The organism is Flavobacterium sp. ASW18X (assembly GCF_005144745.1).
Lineage (GTDB): Bacteria > Bacteroidota > Bacteroidia > Flavobacteriales > Flavobacteriaceae > Croceivirga.
Map to the genome: position 1 here is coordinate 108,860 of NZ_SWKK01000015.1, position 12,897 is coordinate 121,756.

The 12,897-nt window shown below is 35.0% G+C and carries 11 protein-coding genes; all 11 read right to left on the bottom strand.

Annotated elements, in window-relative coordinates:
• Positions 1–283 precede the first annotated feature (283 nt).
• Positions 284–472: a hypothetical protein gene (locus tag FBT53_RS11650; RefSeq protein WP_136951362.1), complete on the bottom strand. Its 189-nt coding sequence runs from the start codon at positions 470–472 to the stop codon at positions 284–286.
• Positions 473–574: 102 nt separating this feature from the next.
• The gene (locus FBT53_RS16370; protein WP_255578275.1) at positions 575–697 is read right to left on the bottom strand and encodes a hypothetical protein; all 123 of its coding nucleotides are present in this window, start codon (positions 695–697) and stop codon (positions 575–577) included.
• Positions 698–796: 99 nt separating this feature from the next.
• Positions 797–1,843 carry a hypothetical protein gene (locus FBT53_RS11655; RefSeq protein ID WP_136951363.1) on the bottom strand — a complete coding sequence of 349 codons (1,047 nt, stop codon included), beginning with the start codon at positions 1,841–1,843 and terminating at the stop codon, positions 797–799.
• Between the two features lie 144 nt (positions 1,844–1,987).
• On the bottom strand, positions 1,988–2,635 hold the full coding sequence (locus tag FBT53_RS11660; RefSeq protein WP_136951364.1) for a hypothetical protein: 648 nt from the start codon (positions 2,633–2,635) through the stop codon (positions 1,988–1,990).
• A 219-nt stretch (positions 2,636–2,854) separates the two neighbouring features.
• Positions 2,855–3,418 (bottom strand): hypothetical protein, encoded by a 564-nt coding sequence (locus FBT53_RS11665; RefSeq protein ID WP_136951365.1) that lies wholly within the window; start codon positions 3,416–3,418, stop codon positions 2,855–2,857.
• Positions 3,419–3,998: 580 nt separating this feature from the next.
• A complete protein-coding gene (locus tag FBT53_RS11670) occupies positions 3,999–4,871 on the bottom strand; it encodes a family 16 glycosylhydrolase (protein WP_136951366.1) in 873 nt (290 codons plus the stop codon).
• A gap of 96 nt (positions 4,872–4,967) precedes the next feature.
• Complete coding sequence (locus FBT53_RS11675) at positions 4,968–6,860, bottom strand: sulfatase-like hydrolase/transferase (protein WP_240729824.1); 1,893 nt, start codon at positions 6,858–6,860, stop codon at positions 4,968–4,970.
• A gap of 126 nt (positions 6,861–6,986) precedes the next feature.
• The gene (locus FBT53_RS11680; protein WP_136951367.1) at positions 6,987–8,846 is read right to left on the bottom strand and encodes a sulfatase-like hydrolase/transferase; all 1,860 of its coding nucleotides are present in this window, start codon (positions 8,844–8,846) and stop codon (positions 6,987–6,989) included.
• Between the two features lie 191 nt (positions 8,847–9,037).
• The gene (locus FBT53_RS11685; protein ID WP_136951368.1) at positions 9,038–10,501 is read right to left on the bottom strand and encodes a serine hydrolase; all 1,464 of its coding nucleotides are present in this window, start codon (positions 10,499–10,501) and stop codon (positions 9,038–9,040) included.
• A gap of 132 nt (positions 10,502–10,633) precedes the next feature.
• Entirely contained in the window at positions 10,634–10,966 is a 333-nt protein-coding gene (locus tag FBT53_RS11690; RefSeq protein WP_136951369.1) for a hypothetical protein, read from the bottom strand.
• A gap of 644 nt (positions 10,967–11,610) precedes the next feature.
• A complete protein-coding gene (locus FBT53_RS11695) occupies positions 11,611–12,576 on the bottom strand; it encodes a hypothetical protein (RefSeq protein WP_136951370.1) in 966 nt (321 codons plus the stop codon).
• Between the last annotated feature and the right edge of the window lie 321 nt (positions 12,577–12,897).

Consider the following 12,897-nt stretch of genomic DNA (forward strand, 5'->3'; position numbering starts at 1 on the left):
GTTAGCAAATTATTTCGGATTTAGCACTGGCTGTAGCAATTCCGAGTGGATTCGGACGTAGTCGAATCCGCCGTAATTGTGGTTAAACATTCTTGGGAACAGTTACTATACGTAAATGATAAGATTCTAGTTTCCGTTTAATTCTTCAAATTCAAATTCGGAAATAGTTCTTTAAATTATTTTTGTGCTGATATTTAATTGAGTTCGATTGATTTTGGATAGTAAAATTTTAAAAAAGAGTTTTTCTTTACGCCTATTATTTTCAATTCCGCTTTTTTAGCTTTTAATTACGAACAGTTTTGAAATTTCCGAAAATTAAAGAAGTAAGTAAAAGTCCGATTCCAATACCGATAAAAGAACCCTTTACAAAATCCGGTAATTCAAAAGAGTGAGATAAAATTTGTGAAGTTGCAATTACAAGTAACCCAATTGATAATAAAATTAATGCTCTTCTTTTCTTTATTTTTTTCATTTGATTATAGATTTTTAATAATTAGTATCTCAAATAAAGTATTTGTTACATTAAGTTTTTAGTTTCGGACGGTTTGGCTGAATTGTTGGCAATTAGCTTTGCTTATTTATTTGTAAATGCTTTCATCATTTCTTTTGGTGATATGTGGGGTCTTCCAGTAACCTTTTCAAAATCTGAATTCACTTTTGGTAAAAAATTTAGCCAACGGTAAATGTATGATTTCATTGCGAGTTTAAGCCCTATAGTTAGCAAATAAATCACGGATTGAAAGTCCGCGAGGACTTTCGTAAGTAGACAATTACTAGCAAGGAATTTTATACGGTGTTAGCCACTGTTTTTCTTATGTCTTCCTAACATTGTTTCCCACATTCCTAAACTTTCCAATATTAGTTTTCGAGCTAAACATTGGACATTAAAAACATCATACGGACTAATAAATTCAGTTAATTCTTTGAATTTATGAGAAGCAATAAAATTTCTCAAATAACTAGCATTATGAATTGCTTCTGGAAAAGTTAGTGTTTTATCCCTAACACTTTCGCCATATTTTGTCCATTGAGAATCATATCCAAAATAAGGTTTGAAATCTTTTTCGACTTCTGTTTTATCTCCTCTAAAAATCCAATCAAAAGTTGAGGATTTGTCTATTCCGATATTATTTAATCGTTTTTCTATGTTATCTAAAACTTTTGGATTCCATTCACCTTTTTCTGAGTTTAAGAACCTAGGATTTTTAGCACTTGACCGAATTTCAAGTCCTAATTCCTCAATTACAGAAAAGGCAGATATAATCGCAAAAGCCGAACGTGTATGTGTTTGTTTTTTATAATCATAATGGTCAAATACTTGGCCATACATTGGATCAGCTGAATGTGGACTAAATGAGTGCAATTCCAAGCTTACCTTGTATTTTTCTAGAGCATAACAGCATTCTCTGTTGTCTATGATTTTTTCTAATACTTGACACCCAAATCCTATATTTTCTATTTTTCGAAAGTAATTTGTATGATTTTTATAAAAATCTGAATCTGTTTCTTTGAATTCAGAGACATATAAATCAATTAGAGTAGTACTTGGGGTTGGAAAAGCTAAAAGAATACCTCCTTTTAAAAGTGATAGTGCGTTTTCAGCAATATCTTCATTTTCGGCAGTAATTATTAATTCATTTTGCTGATATTCAATTCTATCTGAAGAATCTTCAAAAAGATTTTTGCCTCCAGTATAATGGATTTCTCCTTTTTCAATTTCATAATAACAATTAGTTGGTTCAGGACGATATTCTAACGTAAAATTGGTTTCAGAAAAGTCTAGTGTGTCGACTAATTTCGAATCTTTTAAATTGATGATTAAATATGTTCGAAAGCTTGTCATACATTGTGGCTAACGCGTTAGCTATGATTAGTTGCGGACTTTTCCAACGGAAAATGTCCGCCTGTACCGAAGATAGTTAATTGTAAGGATTTCCATTTGGGAAATCCACCCGCAATTAATTATACACCGTATTGTAGAGCGTTTTTATAATTTTTCAAAGTCCACAAATTTGGACTTAAAATAAATTTTCATGTCCATTCTTGTTTTCTTCCTTTCACCATGCTCCTCATTATCCACTAGCATTGCCCCAGAATAATAATCTTTGCTTTTAAATTCGACAATTCCGTAAATTACGTCATTCATATTTGGTTCTGGAAATTTTGAAAGTGTGAGGGTGCTTTCGGTACATTGTACTTCAATTCTAAATTTTAGTTGTCCATCTGCAGACTCAGAATATTCGGGAAAATCGTCCCCAGCCAGCATGTGATAAACCATTGGTTTGTTTCCCACAAACTTTATTGAAAATCCAAAACCACCAAAAAGTCCATATGCGCCATCTATTGAAATAGTGTCGTTTTTAACGTAATAAAATGATTTAAAGGGCATCTTCCGCTCCTTTCCAATAGTAGAGACAATCAAAGAGTCATTTTCATAAAAATTAGCCAAAAGGACATTGTCATACACTAAGAAAAGTTCATTGAAAGATTCGCCAAATTCCGACTCAGACAGTTTAAAATCCACCTCTTTTTTTATGTTTTCGTCAATTTTAAAGTCTGACTTTCCGTTATTCTCTTTTTGTCCACAAGAAGAGATTGAAATTAGGATGGAAAATAATATTACTGTTTTTTTCAATTTTTGCTTTTAAATGCTCTACAACGGTTTAGCTATGAACAGTACGGGGGCAAACCGGCGTTTGCTTTCCGCCGTGCACATAGCGAAATCTTTTTGTTTTGATTTATTTTTCCTGTCCAAAGCAAAATCCAAAAGATTTTGCGGACTTCATAAAAATACGCAAACCATTCGTTTAAGCCCTAAGCCCGTATTGTTTATAGGTTTTGTTGTAACACGTTTTTATTCCAGAAACTCTAAATCCAGATACATGTTTCGGTTGTTCAAAGGGTCAATGTATAAGGTAGTTTCTTTTTGAATTGCGAAATGTATTTTTAGGTTATCCGTGTCCATTTGGACATTCGCTTTGTATCTAATAATTTTTCCTTTATATGGAATGTTTATTGTTACTTGATTTAAATTTTTTACAACGGTTTTCATATTTCTGTCAGCTCGTCCAACTAATTCATTTAAACCAGCATATTGTGTATTGTCCGTGATAACAGTCTCGTTCCATTTATTGGATTTTATTTTTACATTATCCAATTCTACTTTAACTTTTTCCCCCCTTAATTTTAGGTCGGCAAGTGCTTTTTCATACTTTTTATCAAGTCTCTTTAGTTTTAGATGGTCATTTAGGTACCATATTGCGAATGGTAGCAGCATGGCTAGTCCGATAAGAATAAAATATAAATTCCAGTCTCGGTTTCGACCTGGTAGTCCTGCGAAAATTATGACGAATCCAAAAAAGAATGTTCCTATAAATAAATAGGATTTAATATTCTCGAAAATATCTTTAAAGTTCAATTTTTAAATGTGTTACAACAATTGAATATCCGTCATATGACAGATATATAATTTTTAGGCTAAAGATAAAAAATATCCTTACGCATAACAGTGAATCAGCACCAATTAACAGGAACCAGAAGTGTATAGACTGTATGACACTTAAGACCTCCCCATCACTGCTTATGAATTGAATTAAAAGATGCTTTAAAAAGATAATATTAACTAAAGACGTACTACTGGTCTACGCGTTTATGGTTAATAATAAACAAACAAAAGTGTATCAAAGCCGTTTTTCCGCTTCCAAACAGAAATACCACTATGCTTATGACCGTAAATAGGCTCTAAAAAGAGAATTGATATTAAATGCCTCTAAAAAAAAATTGGCGATGCTGAAGTCTATTCTCTTTTACAGACGGTAAATCTAAACTTTGGTCAAATTATATTGGAACATTGTAAGCCCAATGAATTGTAAAAGATAAAAACAATAAACTATTGGCAGAGCAACGTTTACAACTATGGGGAAATAAGGTGGTTACTTTTGGGTAATTGCATACACAAAAGTAATCACCTTAGTCTTTTTTTTTGAAGTCATTAAACACTACTCCTTCAACTCCCAAGTACGTACCCAATCATAATAGGTGGTTCTATCTTTTGCAGTGCCCGTCATGCCACCATCGGCTGGTACCGGATTCCAATCGTATGTTTCTACCACCATACGCAAATGCATAGGTATATTAAAGTCGGCTGCTGGTTTTACTTTAGCGTGAAATTTACCATCTAAGAAATACAACACCTCGTCTTTACTTTTCCACCAAACACCATAAACATGGTAGTCTTCTGTTGCTTTCTCTTGCAAAGGTTGCTTTGCCCCAATTGTGCCAGATGCAATATCACAACCCTCTGGTATGTCTCTACTGTGCGTATTAGAATTCATGTTATTTAGCATCAATTGCGCCCATTCTTGGTCTGTGGTAACCTCTCCCACACATTCCTGAATATCCAATTCTGTTGTGCGTTTTTCACAACCATCTGCCTCTCTCCTATCATTTATTAACCAAAAAGTAGAAGACATAAAGGTTTTATTTGCCTTCATACGGCATTCGTAATAGCCATAAGTCTTTCCTTGATAAGAACCTACATAACCCCCACCATGGGTATACGTTTTTCCCTGCTTTACTACTGGTTTATCTAGGGTGTTGGTAATAATTTCCAAATTACCATCCGCTACGGTTATGTTGTCTGCTACAAACAGCCCTGGTGCTCTACCAATCCAACCTTGTCCAGAAATTTGCCATTTCTTCTCGTCTACTTTTTTGCCATTGAACTCGTCTGACATACCCTTGACTAGTTTCCATTTGGCTCCACTCGGTTTTGGGTCTTCCCCTGCAGTAAAAAATGGTCCTTTTTGCCCATAAGCAACTATGCCTAGCATTAGAAATGCTATCGTTATTCCGTTTTTGTAGTGTATCATTTTTTGGTCTGTTTTTATGCTGACTTAAAACTATCTAATCCACACAAAAACTATTAGCACATATAGGTTTGATACAAGAACAAATGGATAAATAAATTAATTAGCATCTCCCATCAAAAATTGTATTCTACCGTTAATCCAATATTCGCCATTTTTATCCCCCTCTGCAGATGACAATAGCAATTCTTTATTTAGTTTAAAGGTTAACTGATTATCTAGAGTTTTAAATAAACTTGCGGTGTTTAAAATCATTAAATTGTCTAACAGGCCGTGCTTTTCCCTTAGTAATTTTTCAAGGGCTGTCACTGGATTTTCTTGCGCCGTAAGTCCTAAATATTCAATAGCTCTTAAACGCACTAGCACTTCATCGTCGTTTTCTTTTAAATTGCGAATAATTGGTGTAAACGCTATTGCTTCTTCTTCAAAAGCGCTACAAACTATAAGTGCCCAATACCTTTTCCATGGATTATCTGATTTCAACGCTTTTGCTATTTCTGCTTTTGCTTCTGTAAAAGGTAACAGTTCTAAATTGGCGATTGCAATGAGTTCCCCTATTTCTTTCTTATGCTTTTGACCAAAATCAACTGGATTATTGATAGCATGCTGCCGCAAATAGGACTCTGGATAAAAGCTCAAATCTGGCCATGCTTTTACCTTATCGTTTAAGGCTTTTCTCAGTTCTTGTAGTTTTTCCGCAAATTGAGGACTATTAGCCAAATTTTTAATTTCATGGGGGTCTGTAGAAACATTGAACAACTGCTCTACTGGTCTTGCCTTAAAAAATGCTGCTTGCGTTGCTGTTAGCGCTCCTTTTCTGTACAAGGCTAACCATTCTTGATATGCTTTTTGTTTATACCGGTACGCATTATAGAGCGCATCTACATTGAACGGTTGGTAGTTTCTTATATACTTGTAATTTCCTATTCGGATGCTCCGCACCAAATCGTACTTTTCATCAAAACGGTCTGCATGCCCAATGGTTAGTTGTTGTCTATTTAGTTCTTGCAAACTAACATCTTTACCCATAAAGGCTTTACCGTCCATTTGCTTAGGTATGGCTACGCCAGCAAGATTCAATAGTGTAGGCGCAAAATCTACAAAACTTACAAAACCATCTACCCTACTCCCCGCTTTAGCAGGAAAAAGATGCTGCCATTTTTCTGGTATATAAACCACTAAGGGAACCTGCAAACCACTCTCATAAATATATCCTTTAGAACGCGGTAATACCCCACCATGGTCTCCATAATAAAAGATGATGGTATTATCTAAAACTTGATCCTCTTTTAGCTGAGCTACAAGCTCACCTATACGCGTATCATCATGTCTGTGCTTCTCATAATAATAGGCATAGCTTTTTCTAAAAGTTGGTGTGTTTGGGTGGTATGGAAACACGGTTATCTCTTTTGGGTTACGATGCAAATCTGTGATAGCATAATCATCCAATCGTTTATGCATACTACCTTCATGGGTATCGTGCAAACTCCAGACCTGCATAAAAGGCTGCCCCTCTTTTCTATTTCTGTAAGATGCCTGTTTGGAGCTATCATCCCAAATACCATCTAATTCAAAATTATAATCTTCCTTAGCGCAATTGGCCATGTAATACCCTGCCTCTTTTAAATATTCTGGATATGATTTTAAGCCCTCTGGTAAGGGAACTTCAAAGGCATTTCTATGAAATTGGCTACCCGTCCTTGGCGCATAGGTTCCGCTTATGAGCGTGCTTCTAGCTACAGAACATACCGCTCCATTAGAAAATGCATTATTGAATACAATACCTTCTGCCGCCAACGCTTCTACATTGGGCATGGAAACGCCATTTTCAGGGTCGTACAATTTTAACCATATGGCCGAATTGTCTTCTGTAGTAATCCAAACAATATTGGGTTTTTCTTGCTGTGCAAAACCGTACATTACCCAAAAAATTACCAAAAAGAGTAGTAGACTGGTTTTTATATTATTTTGTTCTTTCAATTGGTATGGCATTTATATCACTATTTAACGTATTCTTTTTTTAATATGAGCTGTTTTTTAAATGGAAAACATTAGTATTGTAAAGGCTGGGGCCCTGCTGTACCACAAGTGGTCCGCTTGTTTTCTCCTTGATACGCATCAATCTAAATTCAACTTAAAATCGTGCATCCCTGGAGCAAAATTACTGTAGTAAACTTTGGTCCCTTCTCCCCAAGTTCCCCAGTCCACCTCTACTCTATTGTCTCCTAATACGATATTAGCCAGTTTTACGCGCATTTTTTGAGCTATCTTTTTATAAGCTTTATCAAAGGCTACATTATTTAGCTCTTTAAGGTCCTTTGTGGTGTGATACAAACTAGGGTCTATAGCCTGATAAGGAGCCGTCAAAGCCCATCGAATTTGTTCTCCTTTTCTTGCTTTTTGTGGGCGGATTCGCATGGAAAAAACATATTCCTTAGTACGGATATACGCTCTAGGGCCTGTAGCTGCATGGCTCTCTCCTATAATATAATCGCGTTCTGGCGCTGTGCCATTGGCTATCAATGCTAAGTCCATTCCGTCTAAATAGGTATAAGCATCTTTAGTAATATCTGCTCCGGCTTCTGCTAAAATGGTGGGTGCAATATCTACAAACTCAGCAAAAGCATCTACTACTTTCCCAGCAGGGTACTTTTCTTTATTAGAACTAACAATTACAATTGGGTTATGGCTATCTAGCTCCCAAGGTGTGCATTTAGATACTGCTCCGTGGTCATTTAATTTCCATCCGTGGTCTCCGTGTACATACACGATTGTCCAAGGTTGTTTTTTAGCTTCGCTATAAGCAATAAAACCATCTACAGCCTCCCCTATTAAACTATCGCCATAAGCACAAAAAGCATAGTAATCCTGAATCATTTTTTGCTTTTCTTCTGCTGTAAAATGGTCTGTCCCTTTACTTTTTATAAATCTTTTAATTTGCTCTGGTAGTTTTGCAAGTTCCTCTTTTGTAAACTGAGGTACTTTGTAGGTTTCTTGCTGAAAGCGTTCTCTAAATGTTGCAGGGGGTAATACGGGGGTATGGGGAAAATCATACCCTAAATGCACAAACAGAGGTTTGTCTGGAGCTATCCCAGCTACCTTTTGTGAACCCACAGTGAATGTAGGCGCTGTATTATTAAGGTAGTCTAAAAGTACTCGGTTATAATATCCGTCTCTAGTTTTTCCGGCGGGTTGTGGACTTACTCCAGAGAGGATAATACCTTTGGTAGGATGTTCTTTCTCTCCTTTTTTGTAATGCCGCAGTATATCAAACTTTTTATTTGCCAAAGCCGTCTTACCCTCATGAGAAGGTCGCTCTTTTTCTAACTCTAAAGAAGCATATGTAAAGGTCCCCTCTGGAGACACGAAATACGCTACACTCTTTAGCGGTTCTTCTAATGTTTGGCCATCTACTTCTTTTATCCAATCTTTACCCCAGTCTGTGAGGCCATCTTTATGCATTTGTTTAAAGCTAATAGCATTCTGATAAATAGGATGCGTTGTAGGTTTCCCCTCTTTTAAGGTTTTAATACGAACGCCCAATTTACCAACATGAAAGGTTTGGTAGCCCTCTTTAACCATCTGCTCTGGTAACGTTGGCTTAAAATGTGGCAAATTGTTGTTGTAATATTCAAATTGATAAATTCCAGACCTAAATGGGTAACGTCCTAAATGCATTGCAGAACGCGATGGCGCACATACTGGCGAATGCACATAAGTATTTTTATACGTAGTGCCAATAGCTATAAGCCGGTCTATATTAGGAGATTCTACATAGCCAAGCTCACTCATTTCTCTGCCATGTATCATTTTATTAAATCCCCTTACAGCATCATACCTATGGTCATCTGTAACTATCCAAAGAATATTAGGTTGCTTTTTACTAGCATTAGTTTGCGCTACACTAGGTGTTATTTGCAAACAAATAACGAGGATGGATAATAATCGGTTTACTAGGGTTAATTGGTATGTTTTCATCTACTTACACTAAACAAAACGATGTGACAGTATCACATCGTTTTTAAAGTGATGAAGTTTTAAATTATCCATTACTTCTCTAACCACATATTCGTTTTTTAGTACTACATATTACCAGAAATTAAAACCTCTTCTTTCTCTTTTAAGAAAATTGTTCATAACCACCTTACCTACAAGAATAACTTTTGTCTTTATTTCTTTGTCACTTCTATAGCTATGCTAACCAAATCTCTGGACAACGTCACCGATTTTAGCTGGTTCTCCTCCATATTGAATTGCAAATAATTAGGATAGTCTTTTATTTTATACCTACCATCTCCCAAATACATTAATTCACTTTTATCCTCTCCTTTAAAATGACTAAAAAAAGCAGATGCAACATATAGTTTACCATCTTCTTCACTAATGGCAGTGGGTAGTTTTAGTTGATACAAAAAATCATTATACTCCCCAATCAGTGCCTTTCTAGTACTCGCAGGTATTTCTTCAATTTGATCTCTGTTTAATTCTTTTTTCCATTGCAATAGTTTTAGCAGCTTCTTACGTGTATTATCAATAACCGGAAAACGATTGGGCTTTTCACCATTAGCCAAAAACACAAAACCATTACCATCTGTCATGGTTGCAAAAACATCGCCACCAACGCCCGTATTAGAGCCATTACAGGATAGCCAATCATAATTATTAAATCCAAAAGATTTTTGAAAACCATAACTCCATCCGCCTACCGCATTTTTTAATGCCGAAACAGCAGTTACCTCTTGTGCTACGGATGTAGAAATCACCGTAGTATCTTCCCCGCTCAGGGCTTTCTGTAATGCTATGGTTAGCTTGGCCAAATCTGTTGGTGTAGACCATAGCCCAGAAGCACTTACTTGTGGTGTAATAGGCAATCCTGTTTTAATTACCTTACCATCTTTATCATGTACCAATGCTACATTTTGTAAAAATCCTTTTTCATTGGGCTGTATCATACTGGTATTTTCTAATCCTAAGGGCGTAAATAAATGCTCCTGAGCCAAATTGGCTAGATTGGTCTTAAAAGTATCCTCTAAAGCCATTTGCACTACAACATACCCACCACCGCTATATTGCCAACTAGTCCCAGGTTCAAACAAAAAGTTTATTTCTTCCTTATACCGTGGAAGTTGCCCCAATAGACTTTGCTTAATTGTTGGTACAGTATCTCCTGCATAAAAATCTGCGAAACCATGTTGGGTAGTCCCTGCGGTATGATTTAAGAAGTGTTTCCAGCTAGGTTGTGTTTTAGTAGTCCATTCACTTTTTGGCAATTGCCAACGCTTTAGACTTTTTGTAATAGGCGCATCTAAATCTAACAAGCCTTTTTCTTCTAGAATAAAACAAAGTAAGGCGGTCACAGGTTTAGAAATTGATGCTGTAGAGAAAGCGGTGTTACCATCTAAATTTTCTTCACCTTCCGTACTTTTAACTCCGTATTGTTTACTGTATACTATTTTATAATCTTCAAAAACAACAAAACTAAAACCTGGCAGGTTGTGTTCTTTTAGTTGATGCTCTATTTGTAGGCTATCTGCTAAAAAGTCAAATTTTTTTTGGGATGCAACTGTTTGTGCTTTAGATGGCATGGCTAAGTAAAGCATGCAAACCAGTAAAATGTACGTGTAGTTTCTCATATGTCCGTTTTAAATTAAGACGATGAACCTAAATTTATGTTACAAAAAAAATCTTATGCCTAGGATTTACATATTACTAATGCTTAGGATATTTTGATGGTAACGATTATTGAGCTGTATCCTTTCTTAGTATTACGGTTTGATTACGGCAAACTTTTGTATTTGTAATAATAATGCTTGTATATCTATTTCGGTTCGGGGTATTAACAAATTAAAGTGCTCATAATTATGTCCTTTACCACCAGCTCTACTTATGGTAAACTCTAAACACTGCTTCCCTAAAAACGATTGCAATTGGCAGCGCTCTAAATTGCCGTCTTGGTTATTAAAGGAAACCACATACTTATTATTAATTAATAACCCAGAGGTAGTTATTCTTGCACTTGGCCCAGAATCAACTAACAAATTGGTTTTAAATTGGGTAATTGCTCTCCATTTAAAATAAGCGATTAGCGAACCACCCAAACAGAAAACCGGCACTATTATGCTAAAAACTGTTCTGTTACCCTTATAAAGAAAAATAAAAAAAGAACTGTAAATACGGTTATAAACGTTGCTTTAAAGTTTCTTTTCTTTTTTTGCGTATACTTTGTACCGTATGTTTGCCATTCTAGCGGTTGATAATTGAATATTGTCAGTAGTCTTGAATCGTCCTGAGACCAAACCTTTACTAGTTTTTCTTTAAAAGCTTTATCTATGGTTATCATGTAATTGATACAATAATATAGTAATGCTAGTCCTATTGCAGCTATTGGTGCCCTTACAATAAATTTAGTGCTATGTTTGGCGATAAAAAAATTTATCACCGAACTCAATACCATAAAAATGCCTAAGATGAGTAGGAGTATTATTAAGAGTGATTTCTTTTTTGGAATGGATTTTTCATATAAAAGTTAAGTTGATTTTGGCCTTCGCTTGAAAACAACTTTTAATTAATGTCTAGATAAAGATACTATATAACGGGCTTGGATAATCGGCTAAGGATAAGAACACCTAATCGTAATAGCTAAAATCCAAAAAATGCAGGAATTTGGCCAAAATATATATGTCTCAAATTTAATGCAGAAATTTGTTGGTTTTTACCTCAGTTCTTTGTTAGGTGCAGTACTTTATAGATTAAACTTTTTTGCTATTCTTTTATTAAGTTCATTCAAATTAATTCCAACTCCCCCAATATTTGGTTTAAATTCAAAAATATCCTCTTTTTGATTTGTGAGGTTATCTTGTAAATTATCAATTTTTTCTAAAATTTCATCCAGCTTTGCACCTTTTGATTTTCTTTTTATGAATTCCAAAATTTGAATTGGTGAAGGTGGAATTTTCAAATATGACAAAAAGCTAATTGCATTTTCCTGCATTTCTTTTCCCCAATTTTTTTTAAACCGTTTAGATAAACATACATCCCAAAACTTAAGTCTTATATTTTCTGAGAAGTCAGATATTTTATCAACGTCTGGTGGTGTCAATAAGTACTCAAGATAGTAGTCACGATGGAAAGGTTTTTTAATGGAAGTCAACATTTTTATTAATTGTTCATTGACTTTTATTTTACTCCTGTCATTTGGGTCTTCTCTTGTCCAACCTAAATGTTGCTGTACTTCATCAGCGGTTTTTATTTTTTTAAATTTAGTTTTATCCACCTCTTCCTGTACAAATGAAAACCCTTGATGGTCAATATAAGAATATGGGCAAACTGTCATAATCGTTTTATCTTCTAAAAGATATAGTCGAATACCTTTTGAGCGATAAAAGTAATTCATCCTTCCAAATGCAGAAGCGTGAATTCCATCATAAATTAAAACACCATTTTTATCGAAATATTCAATTTCTTTATCGTTTTCTTGTCCTTTATTCGTTAACCAATCTTTTCCCAAGCCAGTCATTGGCCGACCTTTATTAAGTTTTTCAAAATCTTCAGAACTTTTAATGACTTTTTCTGGAATCTTTTCAAAAATGGATTTATCGTCCATAAAAATGGACATTGCAGAATGTAAACATTTTGGAATAAATTCGACTTTTGTGTCGATAAATTCGAGGATTGCACCAACTAGTATAATTTCAATTTTATCTTCCAATTTTTATTTCGTATTGCACCTAACGGCAGTCTGTCCCAAAACCGCCTTCAGATTTTAATTTAAAATTAGCTTATTAGTTTCAAACTACCGAAGCTTGTAAAAAGGAGGGCGAAATTTTGTTTTGCTCCAAACTACCTCTAATTGATTTAAAACCCTTTTTAATAGTGCCTATTGGCTTTCAAATAAGTTGAAAATACCTTAAAAATGCTGTAATAAGTTCTTTCCTTTGTACTTTGAGGATTTTCAGTATTCGTTTTAGATTATAAGCCGATAGTATAAGTCCAAAGTCAGCTGAGGCGGCTTCCATTCCTCTTTTGGTCA